Raw genomic sequence first — 24,749 nt, 5'->3', positions numbered from 1 at the left:
TCAGCGCATCGATGGACCGTGAAAGCCCATCCACATCGCCAATTGCTCGGCAACGCTGGCACCAAGCTTTTTCGAGAAACGATCGAACGGCGATTCCTGAACGGTGAAGTCCACCAGCTCCTTCTCGCCAATCACGTCACGGGCCACCGAACTGGCATTGCCCAGGCCATCGATCAGACCGAGCGGCAGCGCCTGCTCACCGCTCCAGATCAATCCGGAGAACAGCTCCGGATGCTCTTTATCCTTGAGGCGATCGCCACGCCCCTTCTTCACGCTGTTGATGAACTGCTGGTGCGTGGTGTCCAGCACACCCTGCCAGAACTGGGTTTCCTCAGGCTTCTGCGGCTGGAACGGATCAAGGAACGACTTGTGCTCGCCAGACGTATACGTCCGGCGCTCCACACCCAGCTTCTCCATGGTGCCGACAAAGCCATAGCCGGCCGCCGTTACACCAATGGACCCCACCAGGCTCGCCTTGTCGGCGTAGATCTGATCCGCCGCACTGGCGATGTAGTAGGCACCGGACGCGCCCAGATCCGAGATCACCGCGTACACCTTGATCTGCGGATGCAGGGCACGCAGACGAACGATTTCGTCATACACATAACCCGACTGAACCGGACTGCCGCCCGGGCTGTTGATGCGCAGAATGATGCCCTTGACCTTGTCGTCCTCGAAGGCCGCACGCAGGCTGCCGACGATGTTGTCAGCACTGGCCGACTCTTTGTCGGCAATCATGCCAACCACGTCGATCAATGCGGTGTAGCTGGAGCTGCGGGTCGCACTCTTTTCCATGTCCATCAGCGGCGTGAACAGGATCAGCGCCACAAACAGGTACACGAACGTCAGCAACTTGAAGAAAATCCCCCAGCGACGGGAGCGGCGCTGTTCCTGCACGCCGGCCAGCAAGGTCTTTTCCAGCAGCTTCCAGCTTTTTTCGTCACCGCTCTCTACGCTCGCCTTGGCGGGCGCTTTCCATTCGTCGGTCATAACATCTACCCCAGCAAAAACCGGTTAAGCCCGCTGATTCAGCCAGGCATGCAATTCTGAAAAACGATCAATAGCCAGCGCAGGCCCGAACAACTTCAACGCCTCGATCGATTGCGCGCCGTAGCTGACCGCCACCGAGTCCATGCCGGCGTTGCGCGCCATCTGCAAGTCGAAGGACGAATCGCCGACCATCAGCGCCTGCTCGGGGCGGACCTCGCAATGCGCGAGAATCTGCTCAAGCATCAGCGGATGCGGCTTGCTGGCGGTTTCGTCAGCGGCACGAGTGATATCGAAATAATCCTCCCAGCCGTGGGATTTCAGCACCCGATCCAGTCCGCGACGGGCCTTGCCGGTCGCCACAGCCAGATGATAACCCTCGGCACGAAACGCCTCCATCGACTCGACGACACCTTCGAACAACGGCGAAGGCACAGCCTCGGCGGCGATGTAGTGATCGGCATAGTGCTGACGGAACGCTACAAGCTCGGTATCGCCAATCTCCGGATACAAGGTGCGAATCGCCTCAGGCAAACCCAGGCCGATGATGCCCTTGACGGCAAAATCATCACGCAACTGAAATCCGGAGCGCTCGGAGGCGACATGCATCGCCTCCACAATCCGACCAATGGAGTCGGCCAACGTGCCATCCCAATCGAAAATCAGCAGCTTGTAATCAGAGTGGCGCACTCAGTCGCTCCACGGTCTTGGACCACATCTCATCCACAGGCGCCTGCAATTTCAGCTCGCTACCATCCGGCAGCGGCACGGTCAGCATATAGGCGTGCAAGAACAGGCGCTTGCCGCCCAGATCGCGGATTTCCTTGCTGAAACCTTCGTCGCCATACTTGGTATCGCCGGCAATGCTATGTCCGGCGTGCAGGGTATGGACGCGGATCTGGTGAGTCCGGCCGGTGATCGGCTTGGCTTCGATCAGGGTGGCAAAGTCGCCGAAGCGGCGCAGGACCTTGAACACGGTCACCGATTCCTTCCCCTCCTCCTCGTCGACTTCGACCATGCGCTCGCCGGAGCGCAGATTGCTCTTGCCCAGCGACGCACGAACCTGCTTGATCGAAGCAGCCCAGTTACCACGGACCAGCGCCATGTAGCGCTTGTCGACGCCATCGCCGCGCAATGCCGTGTGCAAATGGCGCAACATGCTGCGCTTCTTGGCGATCATCAGCAGGCCGGAGGTATCACGGTCGAGACGGTGAACCAGTTCCAGCTCCTTGCAATCAGGACGCAACTGACGAAAGGCTTCGATCACCCCGTAAGTCAGGCCGCTGCCGCCATGAACCGCAATGCCGCAAGGCTTGTTGATCACGATCAGCGCTTTGTCTTCGAAGACAATCGAGGCTTCGAGGCGTTGCAGCAGGCCTTGGGCCAGCGGCACCGGCTCGTCGCGCTCAGGCACGCGAACCGGCGGCACGCGCACGATATCGCCCGCCTGCAGCTTGTATTCGGGCTTGATCCGACCTTTGTTCACACGCACTTCGCCTTTGCGCAAAATGCGGTAAATCAAGGTCTTGGGCACGCCTTTGAGCCGAGCGAGAAGGAAGTTATCAATACGTTGGCCGGCATATTCCGGCGAGACCTCCAGCAGTTGTACGGCTGGGGTCGAAGGGGTTGTAGTCGTCATGGCGCGGATGATAACAATTTTTTATGGAATTGAAGCACTTAATCATTGCTGCTATAGTCGCGAACGCCGCCAAAAGCGGCCTGGACAGCGGACCAACGGTCAAAAACCGGCCCTGACCAACGCAATTCACCAGGACGCGAGGCCGTCCTACGGGGCTTTCGCTACGTAACGGTGGAGTTTGCAGCTGTAACGAGCGCAGGTGACATGAGGCCTGAATCAAGCCGCAAAGCAGAGTTTTAACTCGCCTTGCGAGCAAATATTCACGGCCAGTTCACAAAGTGCAGTCAGCCACGAACGACCCTGAGCGAACGCTTCGGAAACAACGCCTAAATTAGCCATGATGCGTGACCTCCCCCTTCGGAGCTCACGGTAAATGCCAACCCGCTGCGGATTCTGCGCGCGGCAGCACCCGAATTATCAGGGATACGTGTAGGGTGGAGATGCACAACCGCTGGACTGTGTAGCAATAGGCTTTATCAAGACGCTTCATCTCGTCCACAGCCGCTGGTTGATTCCTCCTCCTGACTGAGTGCTTAAGTAGCCACAGCAAGCAGGACGCGTACGTCGCGACACCGGCCCAATTGGTCGGGGTTCGCTAGACACTGGAGTGGCCAACCACTCCTGACGCACCTGACACCGACCGTGAGAAGTCGTGTGTGCCGAACGCCGTTTCCGGCAGCCCGGAAACCGACGGTACTACATGAAAAGAATGCTGATTAACGCAACTCAACCCGAAGAGTTGCGTGTTGCACTGGTAGATGGCCAACGCCTCTACGACCTGGACATCGAATCCGGTGCACGCGAGCAGAAGAAGGCCAACATCTATAAAGGCCGGATTACTCGCATCGAACCAAGCCTTGAGGCTGCCTTTGTCGATTTCGGCTCCGAGCGCCACGGCTTCCTGCCCCTCAAAGAAATCTCCCGCGAATACTTCAAGAAAGCCCCCGAAGGCCGCGTCAACATCAAGGACGTCCTGAGCGAAGGCCAGGAAGTCATCGTTCAGGTCGAAAAAGAAGAACGTGGCAACAAGGGCGCAGCCCTGACCACCTTCATCAGCCTGGCCGGTCGTTACCTCGTTCTGATGCCGAACAACCCGCGTGCCGGCGGTATCTCCCGTCGCATCGAAGGTGAAGAGCGCAACGAACTGCGTGAAGCCCTGAACGGTCTGGTTGCCCCGGCCGACATGGGTCTGATCGTGCGCACTGCCGGCCTTGGCCGCAGCAGCGAAGAAATGCAGTGGGACCTCGATTACCTGCTGCAACTCTGGACCGCCATCAAAGAAGCTTCGCTGGATCGTTCCGCGCCATTCCTGATCTACCAGGAAAGCAACGTGATCATCCGCGCCATCCGCGATTACCTGCGCCAGGACATCGGCGAAGTGCTGATCGACAGCGTTGAAGCCCAGGACGAAGCCCTGACCTTCATCCGCCAGGTGATGCCGCAGTACGCCAGCAAGATCAAGCTCTACGAAGACAGCGTTCCGCTGTTCAACCGTTTCCAGATCGAAAGCCAGATCGAGACCGCTTTCCAGCGCGTCGTTGAACTGCCTTCCGGCGGCTCCATCGTTATCGATCCGACCGAAGCCCTGGTGTCCATCGACATCAACTCGGCACGCGCCACCAAAGGCAGCGACATCGAAGAAACCGCCCTGCAGACCAACCTTGAAGCCGCCGAAGAAATCGCCCGTCAGTTGCGCTTGCGCGACATCGGCGGCCTGATCGTCATTGACTTCATCGACATGACCCCTGCCAAGAACCAGCGCGCCGTGGAAGAGAAAGTCCGCGAATGCCTGGAAGCCGACCGCGCTCGCGTGCAAGTCGGTCGCATCTCGCGCTTCGGCCTGCTGGAAATGTCCCGTCAGCGCCTGCGTCCATCCCTGGGCGAAAGCAGCGGCATCGTTTGCCCGCGTTGCAACGGCACCGGCATCATCCGTGATGTTGAATCGCTGTCGCTGGCGATCCTGCGTCTGATCGAAGAAGAAGCCCTGAAAGACCGCACCGCCGAAGTTCGCGCTCAAGTGCCGATCCCGGTGGCCGCGTTCCTGCTCAACGAAAAACGCAACTCGATCACCAAGATCGAACTGCGCACCCGAGCCCGCATCGTCATTCTGCCAAACGATCACCTCGAAACGCCGCACTTCGAAGTTCAGCGTCTGCGCGATGACAGCCCGGAAGCCGCTGTCGGCCAGTCCAGCTATGAAATCGCTGCTGCCGCTGCCGAAGTCGAAGAAGTCCAGCCAGCCGCTGCGACCCGCACCCTGGTTCGCCAGGAAGCCGCGGTCAAGACTGCTCCGGCTCGTGCCAACGCTCCGGTTCCGACCGAAGTCGTCACTGCTGCGCCAATGGCCGCCCCGGTTGCCGCGCCTGAGCCAAGCCTGTTCAAAGGCCTGGTGAAGTCGCTGGTCAGCCTGTTCGCGACCAAGGAAGAGCCTGCTGCTCCGGTTGTGGTTGAAAAACCAGCGACCACCGAGCGTCCGCCGCGTAACGAAGAGCGTCGCAACGGTCGTCAACAGAGCCGTAACCGTAATGGTCGCCGCGATGAAGAACGCAAGCCTCGTGAGGAACGTGCACCGCGTGAAGAGCGCGCCCCCCGTGAGCCACGCGAAGCCCGCGAAGAAACCCCGGCCGTAGCCCGCGAAGAACGTGCTCCACGTGAAGAGCGCGCACCACGTGCCCCTCGTGAAGAACGTGCACCGCGCGCCCCACGCGAAGACCGCAAGCCACGTGGCGATCGTGAAGAGCGTCCGGTTCGTGAACTGCGCGAGCCTCTGGATGCTGCTCCGGCCGCTGCTGCAACGGCTACCGCTGAAGAGCGTCCGGCTCGCCAGCCACGTGAAGAACGTGCTCCACGCCCACCGCGTGAAGAGCGTCAACCTCGTGCTGAACAAGCGGTTGCCGCCGTTGCTGAAGAAGAGTTGACCGGCAACGAAGAGCAACTGCAGGAAGACGGCCAGGAAGGCGCCGAAGGCGATCGTCCACGCCGCCGCTCCCGTGGCCAGCGTCGTCGCAGCAACCGTCGCGAGCGTCAACGCGATGCCAACGGCAACGTGATCGAAGGTTCGGAGGAATCCGAAGGTAACGAAGCTGGCGAAAGCAACGAAGCGCCAAGCACTGCTGATCTGGCCGCCGGCCTGGCTGTTACCGCAGCCGTTGCCAGCACCGTGATCAGCGCACCGGCTGAAGCACAGGCTCACGAGCAAGCTGAACGCGCCACGGCATCCGTTCAGGAAACGGCTCAGGTTGAAGCGCCAGTGGTTGAAGCAACGACTCCGGTCGAAGCAACCGCCGCGCCGGAAATCGAAGTGGCTCCGGTTCGTGAAGCGTTTGTTCGTGAAGAAGCCCAACCGGTGGTTGAAGCGACTGTTGTCGCCGAGCCAGTGGTGGCTGCCGAGCCTGCTGCCGAAACTGTCACTGAAACCGTGACCGAAGCTGTCCGCGAAGTTCGTGAAGAACAAACCGCGTTCAACTGGGTTGCCGAGCCGGTTGCTGTTGAAGCACCTGCACCAGTGGTTGAAGCTGAAGTGGTTGAAGCGAAGGTTTCCGAGCCAGTGGTTGTGGCTGCCGAACCGGCTCCAGTCGTTGAAGCACCGGCTCCGGTTGTTGCCGAAGTGGCTGAACCAGCCGTAGAAGCAGCCCCGGTCAGTGCCCTGACGCCAAGCGGCCGTGCGCCGAACGACCCGCGTGAAGTGCGTCGTCGCAAGCGTGAAGCCGAGCGTCTGCAAAAGGAAGCCGAACTGGCCGCCGCTGCTGCACCGGTTGAAGCGCCTGTCGCTGCCGAACCGGCTCCGGTTGTTGCTGAAGTGGTCGAAGCGGCACCTGTTGCCGAGTCGGTCATCGAAGAAGCACCGCGCTCCGTTCAGGAAGCCGTAGAGCAACACGAACAAGCCCAGGAAAAAGAGCACGAGCCTAAACCTCTCGTCTAACGCCTAGGCCATAAAAAGCCCCGCCTGGTCACCCAGGCGGGGCTTTTTTATGCCGCCGAACATCACCGCACTCCTACAGGGATTTATGCAGGTCTGAAGGTCAGTGATTCAGGCACATCGACGTCCCACAGTATTCCGGGATCATCCACCACCACCTCAACCACCCTGCCCTGCGCAAACAGCGGCTTAGCCCCTCGATCACCCGACAACCCCATCAACCCCGGTCCAAAGCTGCGACCAAACCCCACCGGATGCCCAAACTCTCCCTCCAGCACCGGCACGCTGATCGCATCATCAGCCACACCCGCCAGCACGTTCTCTACCGTCGAAGACAGGACAAACGGCATATCCCCCAGCACAATCAACCAGCCATCCAGCTGCGGACACGCCGACACCCCCGCCGCAATGCTGTCGCCCATGCCCGTCGAATCGATCAACACAATCTCGCAGCCATACGCTTTAGCCATGCGAGTCACCTGCGGACGATCCGCTGTCGTCACCAGCACGCGCCTTTCTATCGTCGCGGGCAGACTCACTAACACCTGCTCGATCACCGAACGAACCGCACCGTCGCGCCCCGAGCAGTCGGCCAACAACTTGTCTTTCTCAGCCCCCGCCACCTGGCGAAAACGACTGCCCTGCCCCGCCGCCAGCACGATGACGCCGATGGATTCACTCATACAGCCTCCTGCAACGGCTTCTTTTGCTTGAGTTCAACACCGTTCTTGATCGCCACGATTTCGGCCATCAGTGACAAGGCGATTTCCGCCGGACTGTGGCTGCCAATGTGCAACCCGACCGGGCCATGCAGACGCGCGATAGCGTCTGGCGACAAGCCCAGTTCGGCGAGGTTTTCCCGGCGTTTCAGGCTGTTGACCCGCGAACCCAGCGCGCCGACATAAAAAGCCTTGGAATCCAGCGCCGTGAGCAGCGCCATGTCATCCAGGCGAGGATCATGAGTCAGGGCGACAATGGCTGTGCGTTCGTCGGTCTGAATATTCAGCACTGCCTCATCCGGCATGCCCGAGACAAAACGACCGTGCTGCTCTTCCCACCCATAAACAAACTCGGTGCGCGGATCGCAGATCAACACTTCGAAATCAAGTAACCGCGCCATCTCGGCGACGTAACGGGACAATTGCCCCGCGCCGATCAACAACAGGCGCCAACGAGGACCATAAATCGCGCGCAGAGTATTGCCATCAAAACTCAGCACATCCGCCTTGTTCGCTGACTGCAACACCACTTCACCGGTCGCGACATCAAGCGAGCGAGCAACAATTTCATGGGCCTCGCAGCGCACCAGCAACTCAGCGACCCAAGCCGGATCGCCGACCCGCTCCTCAGTCAGACGCAACGTGCCGCCGCACGGCAAACCAAACCGTGCGGCCTCCTCGCGAGTGACGCCGTAGGTGACCAACTGCACCGACGGCCCGTCGGGCGGGATACGCCCGTCGTGCAGCCGGGCAATCAGGTCATCCTCGACACAACCGCCCGAGACCGAACCAATCACCACGCCATCTTCACGCAAGGCCAGCATGGCGCCAGGTGCCCGGGGCGCGGTGCCCCAGGTCTGAACCACGCTGTACAGCACCACCCGCTGACCCGCCAGGCGCCATTCGAGCACGCTGCGCAGGACATTCAGATCGACGCTGTCCATCAGGCTTGCGCCTTCTGCCAACCTTGCAGCTGATAGCGAACCGGCAGGTTACGGATGCGCTTGCCGGTGGCGGCGAAGATCGCGTTGCACAACGCCGGCGCAATCGGCGGCACGCCCGGCTCACCGACACCGCCCAAGGGAACAACACCTGGCGGGGTGACCAGATGCACCGCGACTTCCTTGGGCGCCAGGGACATGCGCGCCACTTCGTACATGTGGAAGTTGTCCTGCTGGACCTTGCCGTCCTTGAAGCTGATTTCCCCCAGCACCGCATTGCCCAGGCCCATGACGCAGGCGCCCTCGAACTGAGAGCGGATGCGTTCGGGGTTGATCTGCGGCCCGCAATCCACGGCAATATCTGCCTTGTGCACGATCAACGTGCCGTCATCTTTGACTTCGACCTCGATCACCGCCGCCACATAGGTGACGAAGCTGTAATGCACCGCCAGCCCCAAGCCTCGGCCCTTGGGCAATTCACGTCCCCAACCCGCGGCTTTCGCGGCGGTTTCCAGCACCGTGCGCAGGCGGCCTGTATCGATCGGATAGCGCTCGGGAGATTCGCCGTAGTTCCACTCTTCACTCAGCGTGCGTGGATCGATCTGACGGTCTGGGCCAAGCAACTTGATCTGGTACTTGAGCGGATCCTGACCGGCCTTGTGTGCCAGTTCATCGACGAAGCTCTGAATCGCAAAACCATGGGGGATGTTCGACACCGAGCGGTACCAGCCGACGCGGGTATGCACCGTCGCCTCCGGGTTTTCCAGGCGCACGTTGGGAATCGCGTAGGCCATGTTGGTGAACCCCATGCCCAGTTCAAACGCTGCCTCGTGGTTCATGCCCGGTGCAAACAGCGCGGTGATACTCGGGGCCACGGTACGGTGCAGCCAGCCGGAGGGCAGGCCGTCCTTGTTCAGGCTGGCTTTGAGGTACTCGGCCGACACGGTGTGGAAATAGGAACAGTGGATGTCGTCTTCACGGGTCCATTGCACCCGCACGGCCTTGCCGGGGAACTCTTTGGCGAGGATTGCCGCTTCAATGATGAAGTCAGGCTTGGACTTTCGACCAAAACCGCCGCCGAGCAAGGTGACATTAAACGTAACGTTATCGAACGGAACGCCAAGGCGTTCGCCAATCCGTGTACGGGTGACCTGCGGTGCCTGACTCGGCCCCCAGGCTTCGCAGACACCGTCCTTGAAGCGGGCAATGGCGACCATCGGTTCCATCGGTGCCTGCGCCAGGTGCGGCAGGTAATAAGACGCTTCGAGAGTGCTGTCGGCGCTCTTCATCGCGTCGTCGATGCTGCCGGTATTGCGCACCACTTTCCCGGGCTTGAGGGACGCAGCTTCGAGTTCCTTGCGATAGGCAATCGAGTCATAACTGGCGTTCGGGCCGTCATCCCACTCGATCTTCAGCGCCTCGCGGCCTTTGATCGCAGCCCAGGTGTTGCTGGCCACCACGGCCACGCCACCCAACGGTTGGAATTCGGACGGCAGTGGGCTGCCTTCGATCTGCAGGACCTTCATTACGCCGGGGACTTTCAGCGCGGCGCTGGAGTCGACGGATTTGACCTTGCCGCCGTACACCGCCGGGCGCGCAATGGTGGCGTAGAGCATGCCGTCGAAATGCACGTCGGCGCCGTAAATGGCGCGGCCGTTGACGATGTCGGCACCGTCGATGGCTTTGGTGCCTTCCTTGCCGATGTAGCGAAACTGCGACGGATCCTTGAGCCGCACGCTGTCGCGCGCGGGCACCGCCAGCGCACCGGCCGTCACGGCCAATGCGCCGTAGCCCAATTCACGACCGGTCGGTTTATGGATGACTTTGTGCAATTGCGCATGGCACTCGGCGACCGGCACCTTCCACTGCTCGGCAGCGGCCTGTTCGAGCATAGTGCGCGCTGCGGCACCGCAGCGACGCATAGGCTCGTACCAGTGACGCATACTGCGTGAACCGTCGGTGTCCTGGTTGCCAAAACGCACTTCATCGCCCGGCGCCTGTTGCACCTTCACCATCGCCCAGTCAGCGTCCAGTTCATCGGCCACCACCATCGTCAGGCTGGTGCGTACGCCCTGGCCCATTTCCGAACGGTTGCAGACCACGGTCACCGTGCCATCGGCGGCGATGCTGACGTAGACCTTGGGATCATCAATCGCGCCGTGGGGCATGCCGTCGGCGCCGAACTTCTTCGAGGCCTCTTCAGCGAAAACGTCCTGCCAGCCCCAGCTGGCCGCCAGCACCAAGGCACTGGTGGCACCGACCCCTTTGAGGAAACCGCGGCGGCTGAAGTTACTCAGGGCAAAATCATTCAGTAACGGGCTCATGCCTTGGCCTCCTTCAAGTGAGTGGAAGCCTGGCGGATAGCCGTCTTGATGCGGTTATAGGTCCCGCAGCGGCAAATGTTGCCGACCATCGCCTCTTCGATCTGCGCATCCGTCGGATTGGGGTTGGTCTTGAGCAGCGCCGTCGCCGACATGATCTGCCCGCCCTGGCAAAAACCGCACTGGGCCACGGCGGTGTCGAGCCAGGCTTGCTGGACCACTTGCCCGACCGGGTCGGCGTGCAGGTTGTCGATGGTGGTGACGTTTTGCCCGACCACCGAACCAATCGGCGTGATGCAACTGCGCGCCGGTGATCCGTCGATGTGAATCGTGCAGGCACCGCACAGGCCCATGCCGCAGCCGAATTTGGTGCCGTTGTAACCGGCCACGTCGCGGATCGCCCAGAGCAGCGGCATGTCCTCGGTGACGTCGAGTGGATGGTCTTGACCGTTGAGTTTCAGGGTAATCATGGGCACGCCCGCATAGATCTTGGGTTATGGGGTCGAGCAATCTGCCGTGGGATCTTGGTTCGTGACACGCAGATCAACTCAGGCTAAAGAGGCTCTCTTATGCGACGGAAATGTCTGCACCGGGCCTTTGATGGAGCAAATACTTGCATCGTTAGGTGGCTAAGTTAACCCAGCATTAACAAAAAAGCCCTGCACAGTGGAAGTGTGCAGGGCTTTGAGATCAGTCCTGAAAGCTTAGCTTCAATACTGATTGGGCTCCATTTCCAGGTCGACATGGAAACGGTCCGAAATGTCTTTCTGGATCCGCCGCGCCAGGTTGAGCAATTGCAGGCCCGTGGCACCGCCATAATTGACCAGCACCAGCGCCTGTAACTTATGCACGCCAGCATCCGCGTCACGGAAACCTTTCCACCCTGCCCGCTCGATCAACCAGCCTGCCGCCAGTTTCATTTGCCCGTCGGGTTGCGCATAGGCCACCAGATCCGGGTATTCACCCTTGAGCTGCGCGACCAGTGCCGCCGGCACCAGCGGGTTTTTGAAGAAGCTGCCGGCATTGCCCAGCACCGCCGGGTCCGGCAGCTTTTCGTTGCGGATGGCGCAAATTGCCTGGCTGACATCCGTGGCAGTAGGTTGCTCGATGCCTTGCTCGATCAGGCGTTGACGCACCGGACCGTATTCCAGGTGCAGGTGCGCGGCTCGGTCGAGGGTGAAACGAACGCGCAGGATCAACCAGCGTCCCGGTTCCTGCTTGAACAGGCTGTCACGGTAAGCAAAGTTGCATTCAGCCAGGGTGAAATCCCGCAGCTCGCCGGTCTGGCGATCCAGCGCGGTCAGGCCGGCGAACACGTCCTTGATCTCGACCCCGTACGCACCGATGTTCTGCATCGGCGCCGCACCGACGGTGCCGGGGATCAGGCTGAGGTTTTCCAGGCCCGACAACCCCTGCGCCAGGGTGTGTTGCACGAACGGATGCCACGGCTCGCCGGCCTCGGCTTCGATCACGACTTTGCTGCCGTCATCACTGAGGATGCGAATTCCGCGCGTGGCCATGCGTAGCACCAGCGACTGGATATCGGCGGTCAGCAGCAGATTGCTGCCGCCGCCAATCACCAACAATGGAACGTCATGCTGCGCGGCGTAAGCCAGGGCCTCACGCACGTCAGAATCACTATGGGCCTCGGCGAACAGGCGAGCCTGAACGTCGACGCCAAAGCTGTTGAACGGCTTGAGCGAAACCTGTGATTGAACCTGCAAACTCATAACCGTCCCTTCAATTCGATCACCAGCAAGTCACTGGCGCGCTCGATCAGGTCCAGCACCTGTTCGAAGCCCTGGTCGCCGTCGTAATACGGATCCGGCACTTCATCGAGCTCCGACTGGTAGCGACGCAGGAACAGGTCCAACTCGGCCTTGCCCTTGGCCGGTTGCAAGGCCTTGAGGTGCCGCAGGTTGCTGTTGTCCATTGCCAGGATCAGGTCGTAAGTGGCGAAATCGGCGCGGGTGACTTGCTGGGCGCGCTGGGCGGACAGGTCATAACCGCGCAGTTTGGCCGCGGCCTGGCTGCGTTTGTCCGGTGCCTTGCCGACATGCCAGTCACCGGTGCCGGCGGAGGCGACCTCAATCTGATCGGCCAGCCCTGCTTCACGCAGTTTGTGTCGCAGCACGCCTTCGGCCGTCGGAGAACGGCAGATGTTTCCCAGGCACACGAACAGAACGCGCATCAGGCCTCCAGCAGGCGACGAACGCGCTCAAGGTCTTCAACGGTGTCGACCCCGGTGGGCGGTGCGATCGACGCGTCGGCGACGTGAATCCGCACGCCGTGCCACAGGGCACGCAGCTGTTCCAGGGATTCGGTGTTTTCCAGCCAGCACGGGCCCCAGCTGACGAAGTCATGCAGGAAACCGGCGCGGTAGGCATAAATGCCGATGTGGCGACGATACGGCACGCCTTCCGGCAATTGCTCGCGGCTGTTGGAAAACGCGTCCCGCGCCCACGGCAAGGTCGCGCGACTGAAAGTCAGCGCCAGACCATTAAGGTCACTGACGACCTTGACCACGTTGGGGTTGAACAGGGTTTCCACGTCTTCGATCGGCTCGGCGAGGGTGGCCATGCGCGCTTCGGTGTGGGCAGCGAGGTTAGCCGCGACCTGATCGATCACGCTCGGCGGAATCAGCGGCTCGTCACCCTGGACGTTGACCACAATGGCGTCAGGCGCCAGGCCCAGCTTCGCGGCGACTTCGGCCAGACGGTCGGTGCCGGAATTGTGGTCTTCGCGGGTCAGCACCACTTCAGCGCCGAAACCGTTGCACGCCTCGACGATGCGCGCATCGTCGGTTGCAACCACCACGCGCTGGGCGCTGCTTTTGCTCGCCTGTTCCCAGACGTGCTGGATCATCGGCTTGCCGGCGATCAGCAGCAGCGGTTTGCCCGGCAAGCGGGTCGAGGCATAACGCGATGGAATGACAACGGTAAAGGCTGTGGTCATTTATCCAGACGCTCGTCGGTGGTCAGGGTACGGGCTTCGGTTTCGAGCATTACCGGGATGCCGTCGCGGATCGGGTACGCGAGGCCGGCGCCCTTGCTGATCAGCTCGGTCTTGTCGGCGCTGAGCTTGAGTGGGCCTTTGCAGACCGGGCAAGCGAGGATGTCGAGCAATTTGGTGTCCATGAGCATTCCCTGGATTAAAACGGAGTTAAGGCAAAAGACGATCCGGCAACAGGCGCATCAGCTGCGTATCGAACCAGGCCACGAAGGCCGGCGATGGCGCAGCATCGACCGCCAGGTACCACCAATCGGCGGCGGCGAAGGCACGGCACTTCACCGCGTCTTTTTCAGTCATCACCAACGGCAATGACGGTGTGAAATTCAAGGCCTGCACGCTGTATTCGGCGTGGTCGGCAAACGCATGCGGCACAGGTTTGCAGTGTAGCGTTTCGAGGGTGTTGAAGAAACGCTGCGGATTGCCGATACCGGCCACGGCGTGCACCGCCTGACCTGCGGGGAAGTGATCGAGGGGACGTCGTTCACCGCTGCGCAAATTGATAAGGGCGGTCGGTTGCAGCTGGAAGGCAAACCCGCCGTCGCGATCCTCCGCGGCGCCGTTATAGAGCACCGCGTCGACGCTTTGCAGGCGTTCCACCGGTTCGCGCAATGGCCCGGCAGGCAGGCAACGCTGATTGCCCAGGCCTCGGGCGGCGTCGATCAACACCAACTCGAGGTCGCGGGCCAGGCGATAATGCTGCATGCCGTCATCGGAGAGGATCAGGTCCAGCGGCTCGCTCGCCAGCAGTGCTTTTACCGCGCGGCCGCGGTCCGGGTCGATCATCAACGGCACGCCGGTACGCTGGACGATCAACAACGGTTCATCGCCCGCCACTTCGGCACGTTGGTCGGCTTCGACCCGCCAGGGTAGCTGCGGCGGCTTCGCGCCGTAACCACGACTGACCACGCCCACCCGCAAGCCACTGCGCTGGCAATGCTCGATCATCCACAGGATCAGCGGCGTCTTCCCGGTACCGCCCACGGTGATATTGCCGACCACGATCAGCGGCACGGGCGGTTGATAGATCTCGCCCTCACCCGCGAGGAAACGCTTGCGCTTGTTCATGATCACCCGCCGATACAGCCACTCCAGTGGCTGCAGCAGCTTCAGGGCCGGATGACCTTCGTACCACGCGGCGAGCAAGCGATCAGACATGGCCATCAATGCGCGGGCGGCGCCGCCTCGACAGTGGTCATGCGCAAGTGGCTGAAACCGAGCTTGCCGGCGGCGTCCATGGCGATAATCACAGACTGATGCTGCGTCTTGCCGTCAGCGCTGATGGACAGCGGCAGATTGGTGTCGCCGTTGGACTCTTTTTGCAGCGCTTCCATCACAGTCGCCAGGTCGCTCTTGGGCAGGACTCGATTGTTCACCGAGAACACGCCTTCGGCATTGATACCGATGTCCAGTTGCTTGACCTGCTGATCTTCAGCTGGCGAACCACTGACCGCTTCCGGCAAGTCGACGCGCAACTGGGTTTCACGGGTAAACGTGGTCGTGACAACGAAAAACAGCAGCAGGATGAACACCACGTCGATCAGCGACGCGAGGTTGATGTCTACCGTTTCCCGCGGCTTGCGGCGGAATTTCACGCTCGGCCCTCGGTCAGGTCCACATCACGGTCACCCTGCACCACCTCGACCAGTTTGATCGCTTCCTGCTCCATGCCCACTACCAGTTCATCGATCCGGCGTTGCAGGAAACGATGGAAGAACACCGACGGGATACCAACCATCAAGCCCGCAGCCGTGGTGATCAAGGCTTTGGAAATACCGCCGGCGAGCACCGCAGCGTTGGTGCCCATGCCTGTGCCCATGAACGCGCTGAAAATATCGATCATGCCCAGCACCGTCCCCAACAACCCCAGCAACGGGGCCATGGCGGCGATGGTGCCCAGGGCGTTGATGTAACGCTCCAGTTCATGGATGACCCGGGCGGCGGCTTCTTCAATGCACTCTTTCATGATCTCGCGACCATGCTTGGAGTTGGCCAGGCCCGCCGCGAGGATCTCGCCCAACGGCGAGTTGGCGCGCAGTTCCTTGAGTTTTTCTTTATTGAGTTGTTTGTCTTTGATCCAGACCCAGACCTGCCCGAGCAGATGCTCCGGGGTCACGCGGCTGGCGCGCAGGGTCCACAGACGCTCGGCGACGATTGCCATGGCCGCGATGGAACTCAAAATGATCGGCAGCATCATCCAGCCGCCGGATTTGACCAATTCCCACACAGTGACAGTCCCCTCGAAAAAGTGTGCCACTCTAACATAGGGGGTCGGCGCACCGAAGACCGTGATGTCGCATCCGGTCGGGCTTTAATAACTCTCGGCTATTTATTGACCGGCGGTGGATCGCGCCAGAATCGCCGGTCCAGACGCATCGTCCACGGAGGCTGGAAACGCCCCAGTTGCAGATGAATGGCACCGTGCTCGGCGCTGTCGTAAATCGCCATGCCGCGTTTTTGATAACGCGCCACGACCGTGGGGTGCGGATGGCCAAAGGAATTGCCCTGGCCACGGGAGATCAATACGGCCTTGGGTTGCAACACGCTCAAAAGAACCATTGACGAGGAACTGCGGCTGCCGTGATGCGGTGACTGCAACCAATCGGTGGCCACCGCCAGCGGACTCTCCAACAAGGCCCGTTCGGCAGCGGTGTCGATATCACCGGTCAGCAACAGTCGCTCGCCACTGGCTTCTATTTGCAAGACGCAGGATTTTTGATTGCTGTCCTGGGCTGACGTCCATTGCCACAATTGGAAATTCACACCGTCCCAGGTCCATTGCCGGCCACTTTCACAGCCTTGGGCTTGCAGTGCGGCCGCTAAACCCTCGGGATCGCCACTGAGTATCTGCTTGACCGGCAGGCCATTGCTCACGGCTCGCGCTCCGCCTGCGTGATCGGCATCGGCGTGACTGATCAGCATCATGTCGAGGCCCGATACCCCGAGTTTGCGCAACGACGGCAGCACCACCCGCTCCCCCATGTCCATATCGCCGAAACGCGGCCCTGCGTCATACAACAGCGTGTGATGTCGGGTCCGCACCAGGATGGCCAAGCCTTGACCGACGTCCAGTTGCCAGACATTGGCCCTGCCTTCCGGCAACAGCGGCCGAAGCGGGAACACCAGCAACAACAGCAGCGGCCATCCTAATGGGCGTAGAGGCACGCCTCGTGGCAACAACAGCAGGACGGCGCCCAATGTACCCAGTACCCAACACCACCATGGAATAGCCACCGGCACCCACGCAGGCAAATGCCCGGCCATCATTGTCAGCGCCCAGAACATCCCGCCGATCAAACCGCCTGCCAGCCATAGCAAGCCTTCGCCCACATAAGGGACGAGCAACAACAATGTCCCGAGCAAGGCGGGCGGCAACACCACCAGGCTGATCCAGGGCACTGCCAGTAGATTGACCACCGGCCCGCTGAGGCTGATCGGCAAGCCGAGCACCAACAGCAACGGGCACAGGCCGATTGCGATCAACCATTGAGCCCGCGTCCAGGTTTGCCACCATCGCCAGGGGCCCAACCGCCCGCCAAAGGTGAAGATCAACACCGCCACGGCGGCGAAGGACAACCAGAAACCCGGCTGCAGGCTGGCCAACGGATCCAGCAGCAAAACACCATTGAGCGCCAGCAACAGCGGCCACCAGGCGCCGAGGTGACGAAAGCGCAGCCGCCATAGCAGCACCAGACCGATCATCACGCAGGCGCGTTGCACCGGAACGTCGAAGCCGGCCAGCAGCCCGTAAGCCAGCGCCGCCGAGAACGCCAGTCCGCAGGCCCATGGCAGCCAAGGTAAACGTCCTGGCCAGAGGCCAAACCGCGCCAACCCGGCGATCAGCAGGTAGACCAGCCCCGCCAACATGCCGATGTGCTGCCCGGAAATCACCAGCAGATGCACCGTGCCGGTGTCTTGCAGCACCTGCCACTCCTCACGGCTCAGCCCGGCGCCATCGCCCAGTACCAGCGCGGTCAACGCGCCGGTTCGGCCTTGGGCATCGACTGCGAGTAAACGCTGACGGATACCGTCACGCCAGGCCCATCGGGCTTCGGCGAGTCGCTCACCGTCTTTGACCGTGCCGGTCGCACCGATGCGTTGAGCCAGCAGCCAGGCGTCGTAATCGAAGGCATGCGGATTGAGCAGCCCGGCAGGACGCTTCAATTTGACCGCCAGTCGCCAGCGTTCGCCGCTGCTGACCGGCGGCCCGCCATACCAGGCCAGGCGCAAACGCCTGGGCAGCTTCGTTCGCCTTGATTGACTGTCCGTCAGCTCGAATCGCACCACGCCGTCGGCACTTTGCGGCAGCCCCGTCACTCGCCCGTCAACCCAACGGGTTTCGCCATCGAGTTTTTGTGTCAGCCGATCATCCAGCGCCCACTGCGCATTCGCGCACGCCCAACTGAAGCCGAACAGGAAAAACGCCAACGGATACGTCCGAAACGGCAGCAGCATCAAACCCGACAGTGGCAGCAATATCCAAAACCAGACCGGCGGTAAAACCGGCAAAAAACGCAGGGCCAACAACCCCAGCGCGAGCGCCAACATCCCTGTGCGCATACACTCATCCTTGAGAGTCCCCACCTAGGCATAGCCGGCCAACCGCACCGGCGCCGTTATCAATTGTCACAAAGTCTGAATGGGCGGTTCGTAGAATCCAGACATACTTGCCGCCTTAACCGACCGAGAAGCCTTATGCCCCGGCGCTTGTTCAAACGCTACATGCCAGACCCGACCAGCATCAGGGAACACAAATCCTTACGCTTTCTCGGCTCCCTGCTGCATGACCCCAACCTCTGGCACCTCAACCGTCACTCCGTCGCGCGGGCGATGGCAGTCGGCCTGTTCGCGGCGTTTCTGCCGATCCCGTTGCAGATGCTCCTGGCCGCGGTGCTGGCGATCATGGTTCGGGGCAACATGCCGATTGCGGTCAGCCTTGTCTGGCTGACCAACCCGATTACCATGCCGGCGGTGTTCTTTTGCACGTACCAGACCGGGGCGTGGCTGTTGGATGTGCCCACTCGTCAGTTGCCCGACTCATTGTCCTGGGAATGGGTCAGCGGCGAATTGTCGACGTTATGGCAACCGTTTTTGCTGGGTTCGGTGGTGACAGGGTTGGTGTTGGGGGCTCTCGCCTATTTCCTGACCATGACGTACTGGCGGTGGTGGGTGGCGCGGCAGTGGAAGCGGCGCAAGAAAAGCCGGATGTAACAATGCAAAACGGCCTCCAGAGTGGAGGCCGTTTTTTTATGCGCTGTTTGTGCTGGCGGTCTTGAATCAGGTACGCATCCCGCGCCCACTGACCAGCAACCGTGCACAACCGACGTACAACACAATCGTCGCCACCAGCATAAAGGTGATTGCGATGCTGATCTTGATGTCCGAAACCCCAAGAATGCCATATCGGAACGCGTTGACCATGTGCAACACCGGGTTCGCCAGAGACACGGTCTGCCAGAACGGTGGCAACAGGGAGATCGAGTAAAACACCCCGCCCAGGTAAGTCAGCGGTGTCAGCACGAAGGTCGGGATGATCGAGATGTCATCGAAGTTGCGTGCAAATACGGCGTTGATGAAGCCCAGCAGCGAAAAGATCGTCGCCGTCAGTACCACCACCAGAATGGTCACGCCCAGGTGATGCACCTGCAAATCGGTGAAGAACAGCGACAGTATCGTCACGATGATCCCGACCATCAGCCCGCGCAACACGCCGCCCAGGGTATAGCCGATCAGAATCGTATGTGGCGACACTGGCGACACCATCAGTTCCTCGATGGAACGCTGGAACTTGCTGCCGAAGAAACTTGAGACCACGTTGCCGTAGGAGTTGGTGATCACCGACATCATGATCAGCCCCGGCACGATGTACTCCATGTAGGTGAAGCCACCCATGCCACCAATCTGCTTGCCGATCAGATTGCCGAAGATCACGAAGTACAAAACCATGGTGATGGCTGGCGGCAGCAGCGTCTGCGGCCAGATCCGGGTAAAGCGCCGGACCTCACGGTAAACGATGGTATTGAGGGCAACGAGGTTGGGCTGCAGCTCGGAACTCATACCGCCACCTTCGACAGATTTTTCTCCACCAGGGACACGAACAACTCCTCGAGGCGATTGGTTTTGTTGCGCAGGCTCAGCACTTCGATGTTTTGCTGCGCCAGTTGAGTAAACAGCGCGGTGATGCCCATGGCCTTGTCGACCTGGACTTCCAGCGTGTGACCATCGATCAGACGGGTCGGATAGCCGAGCAACTGCGGCGCGCTGGTCAGGGTGTTCTTGGTGTCGAGCAGGAAGGTTTCCACATGCAGTTGGCTGAGCAACTGTTTCATGCTGGTGTTTTCGACAATGGTGCCGTGGTCGATGATGCCGATGTTGCGGCACAACTGCTCAGCCTCTTCCAGATAATGCGTGGTGAGGATGATGGTGATGCCTTTCTGGTTCAGCTCGGTGAGAAAGGTCCACATCGAGCGACGCAGTTCAATGTCCACGCCCGCCGTCGGTTCATCGAGGATCAGCAGTCGCGGTTCGTGAACCAGCGCACGGGCGATCATCAATCGACGCTTCATACCGCCTGACAGTGAACGCGACGGCACATCGCGTTTGTCCCACAGCCCCAGTTGGGTCAGGTATTGCTCGGCGCGTTCCTTGGCGATTTTCGGCGGGATGCCGTAGTAACCAGCCTGGGTGACGACGATGTCGAAGGTCTTTTCAAATTGGTTGAAGTTGAATTCCTGGGGCACCACGCCGATGGAGCGCTTGAGCTGCGCAGGATTCTTGTCCAGGTCGTGACCGAAGATATTCACCGTTCCGCTGGTCTTGTTCACCAGGGTCGAGAGAATGCCGATGGTCGTGGATTTGCCCGCGCCATTAGGGCCGAGCAAGGCGAAGAAGTCACCTTCGGCAACGTCCAGATCGATACCACTCAGGGCCTGGAAACCGTTGCCGTAGGTTTTGGTTAGCTGCCGGATGGACAGAGCGGAACTCATATCGGATTACGCACCAAGAAGGAAGAAAGGGATAAAAGACGGCCTGCGGCGACTGGAGCAACCACGGCACATGAGCGCAATGGTGCTTGTCGCCGCCACACAAGTACAGTCAAGCGTGTCGATAGTGAGTATTAAGTCAACGCGGTCATAACGGCTTTTTGATACGCCGGACGCTGTTTCAACCGGGCGTACCAGGCTTCGAGGTGCGGCTGCGGCGCGCGCTCGATCGGCATCTCGAACCAGGCATAAATAAAACTGCCGAGCGGAATGTCGCCCATGCCGATTTCATCACCGGACAGGTAAGGCTTGGTCGACAACGCTTGATCGGCCATCGACAGCAGCTCAGTGCATTCTTTGATCGCGGCGTTGATGGCCGACCAGTCCTGCTTGTCTGCCGAAGTGCGCATCACGCCCCAGAATACGGTGCGGAACGGGCCGGCGAGACTTGAAGTCGTCCAGTCCATCCACTTGTCGGCCGTGGCGCGAGCTTTTACATCCGCCGGATACCAAGCGCTGCCGTCGGCATGCAGGGCCATCAGGTAACGCACAATGGCGTTGGATTCCCACAACACAAAACCGTCGTCCTCGATCACCGGAATGCGACCGTTGGGGTTCATCGCCCGGTACTCCGGTGTATCGACGACACCAAAGGCGCCGCCCGCATCGATGGCCTCGTAGGCCAGCCCCAGCTCTTCGGCGGCCCACAAAGGTTTTCTGACATTCGATGAGTTTTTACGACCCCAGATCTTCAGCATGACCGCCTCTTTTTTGACAAGTGGGCAGGCAGCATACGCCGGATCAGGCTCGACTCAAATCGCTCTGCATATCCCCCAGCAGGGCCGGCAGTGTGTCGCTGAACAAGTGTGGATAGCACTTTTCCAGGTGCTCGAAAAAGAACGCTTCCGGCACGTCGGTGAACTGGCCGTGATCGACCAGGTACTCCATCAACTGCGCGCCATCGCGATTGAACGGATGAAAGACACTGTCGTTGATCCCGTCGAATTCCAGCGGCGCAACATTGAACAATTCACAGAGTTGCTGGTTGAAGGCCGGCGTGGCCTTGACCCAGCGGTCGTTCAGATACAGCTCGGTGTAGCCGTGCATGGCAAATACATCGCTTTTCAGCAGCTCGAGCAAGCGTGGGGTCGACAGGTGATTGCGCACATCCGCCAGGCCAATGCGCGCGGGAATTCCGCAATGTCGCGCAGCACCGGCCAGCAACGTGGCTTTGGGCACGCAATAGCTTTCCCCGGTGGCCAGCGCATAACTGCCGCGCAAGGTCTGCGGGTCGCGACTGAACGTGTAGGGGTTGTAACGCACGGCCTCGCGCACTGCGTAATAGAGGTTGATCGCCTGCTCAAGCGGATCGCGACTACTGCCGCGATGTATTTCGGCGAACTCCACCACCGAGGGGTGGTCACTATCGATGAAGCGGCCGGGACTCAAGTACTCGTGCATGAGATCAATCTCCTGGGGAAGCCCCGAGTCTAGCGACAGGTTCAGCACAGAGATAACGACGTTTCGGCCAAACTTGGGCGCATTGTCGCGTAGGAAACGAACGAATTCCCATGCGTGTTGCCAACCGAGCCTACAAATCTCATCCAAGGTTTCCCATGATTTCAATCACTTTGCTCTGACCACCCTGTTTGGCGGATGCCGTCTAAGCTCTGAAGGTTGGTTTTACCCTGGTTCACGGAGGATTAAATATGCTGCTGTTGTGGATACTGGTTCTGATTGTCGGGATAGCCTGGTTAGCCCATCGTCGCACCGCCCCCCTGCCCGCCCTGTGCATTGTTGCCGTCTACATCGTCGCGATGGGCGCTTTCAGCCGCGCGCCCGGTTGGCTGCTGCTGGTGTTCTGGGTGTTGATTGCAGCCATTGCGGCACCCTTGCTGCTGCCCGACCTGCGTCGCAAGTTCTTCAGTGCGCCGCTGTTCAGCTGGTTCCAGAAAACCCTGCCGCCGATGTCGCAAACCGAACGCGACGCCATCGACGCCGGCACCGTGTGGTGGGACGGCGAACTGTTCAGCGGCCGTCCGAACTGGGACAAATTACTGTCCTATCCAAAAGCCCAACTGACTGAAGAGGAACAAGCCTTCATCGACGGCCCGACCGACGAACTCTGCGCCATGGTCACCGACTGGCAGATCGGGCAGGACATGGACCTGCCCGCTGAAGCCTGGACGCACATCAAGGAAAACGGTTTCTTCGCGCTGATCATTCCCAAGGAATTTGGCGGCAAGGGCTTCTCCGCCTACGCCCACTCCCAGGTCGCGATGAAACTGGCGACCCGCAGCGGCGACCTTGCGTCCACCGTGATGGTCCCCAACTCCCTCGGTCCGGCCGAATTGCTGCTGCATTACGGCACCGATGAACAACGCAATCATTACCTGCCAAGGCTGGCACGTGGTGACGACATACCTTGCTTCGCGTTGACTGGCCCTCTGGCCGGTTCCGATGCCGGCGCAATGCCCGACACCGGGGTAATCTGCAAAGGTGAATGGGAAGGCAAGGAAACCCTCGGCCTGCGCCTGAACTGGGAAAAGCGTTACATCACCCTCGGCCCGGTGGCGACCCTGCTCGGCCTCGCCTTCAAGGCCTATGACCCGGACCACTTGCTGGGTGACAAGGAGGACCTGGGCATCAGCCTGGCGCTGATTCCGACCGACACGGCCGGAGTTGAAATCGGCCGCCGTCACCTGCCCCTGGGTGCCGCGTTCATGAACGGCCCGAACTCCGGCAAGGACGTATTCGTGCCCCTCGACTTCCTCATCGGTGGCCAGGAAATGCTCGGCAAAGGCTGGATGATGCTGATGAATTGCCTGTCGGTCGGGCGTTCGATCTCGTTGCCGGCAGTCGGCACAGGTGCGGCCAAGTTCACCAGTCTGGTGACGGGGCAGTACGCTCAGGTCCGCGAGCAATTCAACGTTCCATTGTCAGCGTTCGAAGGGATTCAGGAAGCCATGGCGCGCATCGGCGGCAACGCCTGGATGATGGACGCGGCGCGCATGCTGACCGCCAACGCGGTGGACCTGGGTGAGAAACCGTCGGTGCTCTCGGCGATTCTCAAGTATCACCTTACCGAACGTGGCCGCGAGTGCATCAGCCACGCGATGGACGTTCACGGCGGTAAAGCCATCATCATGGGACCGAACAACTACCTCGGTCGCAGCTGGAATGGCGCGCCGATTTTCATCACCGTGGAAGGCGCGAACATTCTCTCGCGCAACCTGATGATCTTCGGCCAGGGTGCCATTCGCTGCCATCCGTTCGTACTCAAGGAAATGGCCCTCGCCGGTCGTGAAGACAAGGACCAGGCCCTCGCCGAGTTCGATGGCCTGCTGCTCAAACACATTGGTTTTGCCGTAAGCAATGCCGCCAGCACGCTGGTGCTGAACCTGGGCTTCGGGCACTTCGAACACACGCCGGGCAACACGCTCAGCCAGGGCTATTTCCGCGCGCTCAACCGTCAGGCCGCGGCGTTCGCAATGCTGGCGGACCTGAGCATGATGTTGCTGGGTGGTGAACTGAAACGCCGTGAACGCCTGTCGGCACGCCTGGGGGATGTGCTCAGCAACCTGTACCTCGCCTCTGCCGCCCTCAAGCGTTACCACGATCTCGATTCACCGGAACACATGGCGCCGCTGTTTACCTGGGCCATGGAGGAAAGTCTTGGCCAGTCAGAACGTGCGCTGGATGAGTTGCTGACCAACTTCCCGAACAAGGTGCTCGGTTGTCTGTTACGCGTGATCGTGTTCCCGTTCGGCCGTCGGCACAAAGGGCCATCGGACAAACTCGGCGCCGAAGTGGCTGCCGTGATTGGTCGCGCCAAGGGCGACCCGACGCTCGAAGAGTTGCTGGGCGGTTGCTACCGTCCGCAATCGGCCGAGGACGCTGTCGGTGCTTTGCAACACGCCTGCAATCTGTTGAACGCTGCGCAGCCGCTGCAGAAAAAACTGCACGTTGCGCTCAAGAGTGGCCAGGTCAAACCGACCGCCGGGGAACACGTCATCGATGCTGCACTGGAGGCCGGTGTCTTGCAGGCAGCGGAAGCGCAAACCCTGCGGGCCGCCGAAACAGCACGACGCAAGGTGATCGACGTCGATGATTTCGACAAAGAGGAACTGGCGTTGGCCCAAGGAAAGGTCCGCTGATCCAGTGCCCCCATGCAAAACGGTCGCAGGGGCTTTATACTCCCGCGCCCGTTTTGCTCTTGAGGACTTATCTC

The 24,749-nt window shown here is 60.6% G+C and carries 22 protein-coding genes; 3 read left to right on the top strand and 19 right to left on the bottom strand.

What is annotated here, in order from left to right:
• Genes sppA through rluC form a run of 3 tightly spaced genes read right to left on the bottom strand, consistent with a single transcriptional unit; the run spans position 1 to position 2,626 of the window.
• Positions 1-990, bottom strand: a complete 990-nt coding sequence (gene sppA, locus J2X66_RS22545; RefSeq protein WP_310268708.1) for a signal peptide peptidase SppA — start codon at positions 988-990, stop codon at positions 1-3.
• Between the two features lie 24 nt (positions 991-1,014).
• Positions 1,015-1,677, bottom strand: coding sequence for an HAD-IA family hydrolase (locus J2X66_RS22540; RefSeq protein WP_310268706.1), 663 nt, complete (start codon positions 1,675-1,677; stop codon positions 1,015-1,017).
• Entirely contained in the window at positions 1,664-2,626 is a 963-nt protein-coding gene (gene rluC, locus J2X66_RS22535; protein WP_027924035.1) for a 23S rRNA pseudouridine(955/2504/2580) synthase RluC, read from the bottom strand. The genes J2X66_RS22540 and rluC overlap by 14 nt, the downstream gene beginning before the upstream one ends.
• Positions 2,627-3,326: 700 nt before the next feature.
• Between rluC and rne the strand changes: the two genes are divergently transcribed.
• A complete protein-coding gene (rne, locus tag J2X66_RS22530) occupies positions 3,327-6,548 on the top strand; it encodes a ribonuclease E (protein ID WP_310268703.1) in 3,222 nt (1,073 codons plus the stop codon).
• A gap of 83 nt (positions 6,549-6,631) precedes the next feature.
• Here the strand turns inward: rne and J2X66_RS22525 are convergent, their stop codons facing one another.
• The 12 genes from J2X66_RS22525 to J2X66_RS22470 form a co-directional block, all read right to left on the bottom strand.
• A complete protein-coding gene (locus J2X66_RS22525) occupies positions 6,632-7,228 on the bottom strand; it encodes a nucleotidyltransferase family protein (RefSeq protein ID WP_310268700.1) in 597 nt (198 codons plus the stop codon).
• On the bottom strand, positions 7,225-8,208 hold the full coding sequence (locus J2X66_RS22520; RefSeq protein ID WP_310268697.1) for an XdhC family protein: 984 nt from the start codon (positions 8,206-8,208) through the stop codon (positions 7,225-7,227). Before J2X66_RS22520 ends, J2X66_RS22525 begins: the two co-directional genes overlap by 4 nt.
• Positions 8,208-10,529 (bottom strand): xanthine dehydrogenase family protein molybdopterin-binding subunit, encoded by a 2,322-nt coding sequence (locus J2X66_RS22515; protein WP_310268694.1) that lies wholly within the window; start codon positions 10,527-10,529, stop codon positions 8,208-8,210. Before J2X66_RS22515 ends, J2X66_RS22520 begins: the two co-directional genes overlap by 1 nt.
• Positions 10,526-10,996: a (2Fe-2S)-binding protein gene (locus tag J2X66_RS22510; RefSeq protein ID WP_027924030.1), complete on the bottom strand. Its 471-nt coding sequence runs from the start codon at positions 10,994-10,996 to the stop codon at positions 10,526-10,528. The genes J2X66_RS22515 and J2X66_RS22510 overlap by 4 nt, the downstream gene beginning before the upstream one ends.
• A 240-nt stretch (positions 10,997-11,236) precedes the next feature.
• Complete coding sequence (murB, locus tag J2X66_RS22505; RefSeq protein ID WP_310268690.1) at positions 11,237-12,256, bottom strand: UDP-N-acetylmuramate dehydrogenase; 1,020 nt, start codon at positions 12,254-12,256, stop codon at positions 11,237-11,239.
• Complete coding sequence (locus J2X66_RS22500) at positions 12,253-12,717, bottom strand: low molecular weight protein-tyrosine-phosphatase (protein WP_027924028.1); 465 nt, start codon at positions 12,715-12,717, stop codon at positions 12,253-12,255. The genes murB and J2X66_RS22500 overlap by 4 nt, the downstream gene beginning before the upstream one ends.
• Positions 12,717-13,481: a 3-deoxy-manno-octulosonate cytidylyltransferase gene (kdsB, locus tag J2X66_RS22495; RefSeq protein WP_310268686.1), complete on the bottom strand. Its 765-nt coding sequence runs from the start codon at positions 13,479-13,481 to the stop codon at positions 12,717-12,719. The genes J2X66_RS22500 and kdsB overlap by 1 nt, the downstream gene beginning before the upstream one ends.
• A complete protein-coding gene (locus J2X66_RS22490; protein ID WP_007945752.1) occupies positions 13,478-13,663 on the bottom strand; it encodes a Trm112 family protein in 186 nt (61 codons plus the stop codon). The genes kdsB and J2X66_RS22490 overlap by 4 nt, the downstream gene beginning before the upstream one ends.
• Before the next feature lie 25 nt (positions 13,664-13,688).
• On the bottom strand, positions 13,689-14,699 hold the full coding sequence (gene lpxK, locus J2X66_RS22485) for a tetraacyldisaccharide 4'-kinase (protein WP_310268681.1): 1,011 nt from the start codon (positions 14,697-14,699) through the stop codon (positions 13,689-13,691).
• On the bottom strand, positions 14,699-15,130 hold the full coding sequence (locus J2X66_RS22480; protein ID WP_310268678.1) for a biopolymer transporter ExbD: 432 nt from the start codon (positions 15,128-15,130) through the stop codon (positions 14,699-14,701). The genes lpxK and J2X66_RS22480 overlap by 1 nt, the downstream gene beginning before the upstream one ends.
• On the bottom strand, positions 15,127-15,762 hold the full coding sequence (locus J2X66_RS22475; RefSeq protein ID WP_027924024.1) for a MotA/TolQ/ExbB proton channel family protein: 636 nt from the start codon (positions 15,760-15,762) through the stop codon (positions 15,127-15,129). The genes J2X66_RS22480 and J2X66_RS22475 overlap by 4 nt, the downstream gene beginning before the upstream one ends.
• A 98-nt stretch (positions 15,763-15,860) precedes the next feature.
• Positions 15,861-18,095 carry a DNA internalization-related competence protein ComEC/Rec2 gene (locus J2X66_RS22470; protein ID WP_310268674.1) on the bottom strand — a complete coding sequence of 745 codons (2,235 nt, stop codon included), beginning with the start codon at positions 18,093-18,095 and terminating at the stop codon, positions 15,861-15,863.
• 135 nt (positions 18,096-18,230) lie between these two features.
• Here J2X66_RS22470 and J2X66_RS22465 point away from each other — a divergent pair, with 135 nt between their 5' ends.
• A complete protein-coding gene (locus J2X66_RS22465; protein WP_310268671.1) occupies positions 18,231-18,746 on the top strand; it encodes a DUF2062 domain-containing protein in 516 nt (171 codons plus the stop codon).
• Between the two features lie 66 nt (positions 18,747-18,812).
• Here J2X66_RS22465 and J2X66_RS22460 read toward each other — a convergent pair whose 3' ends face one another.
• The 4 genes from J2X66_RS22460 to J2X66_RS22445 form a co-directional block, all read right to left on the bottom strand.
• Positions 18,813-19,592 (bottom strand): ABC transporter permease, encoded by a 780-nt coding sequence (locus J2X66_RS22460; RefSeq protein WP_027924021.1) that lies wholly within the window; start codon positions 19,590-19,592, stop codon positions 18,813-18,815.
• Positions 19,589-20,521, bottom strand: a complete 933-nt coding sequence (locus J2X66_RS22455) for an ABC transporter ATP-binding protein (RefSeq protein WP_310268668.1) — start codon at positions 20,519-20,521, stop codon at positions 19,589-19,591. Before J2X66_RS22455 ends, J2X66_RS22460 begins: the two co-directional genes overlap by 4 nt.
• 131 nt (positions 20,522-20,652) lie before the next feature.
• A complete protein-coding gene (locus J2X66_RS22450; RefSeq protein ID WP_310268665.1) occupies positions 20,653-21,276 on the bottom strand; it encodes a glutathione S-transferase in 624 nt (207 codons plus the stop codon).
• Between the two features lie 43 nt (positions 21,277-21,319).
• Positions 21,320-21,979, bottom strand: coding sequence for a transglutaminase family protein (locus tag J2X66_RS22445; RefSeq protein ID WP_310268662.1), 660 nt, complete (start codon positions 21,977-21,979; stop codon positions 21,320-21,322).
• 248 nt (positions 21,980-22,227) lie between these two features.
• Here J2X66_RS22445 and J2X66_RS22440 point away from each other — a divergent pair, with 248 nt between their 5' ends.
• Positions 22,228-24,675, top strand: a complete 2,448-nt coding sequence (locus tag J2X66_RS22440; protein ID WP_310268659.1) for an acyl-CoA dehydrogenase — start codon at positions 22,228-22,230, stop codon at positions 24,673-24,675.
• Positions 24,676-24,749: the final 74 nt, after the last annotated feature.

This window comes from Pseudomonas sp. 3296 (genome assembly GCF_031456615.1).
Classification (GTDB): domain Bacteria; phylum Pseudomonadota; class Gammaproteobacteria; order Pseudomonadales; family Pseudomonadaceae; genus Aquipseudomonas; species Aquipseudomonas mucoides.
This window is presented reverse-complemented; position numbering and strand designations above follow the sequence as displayed.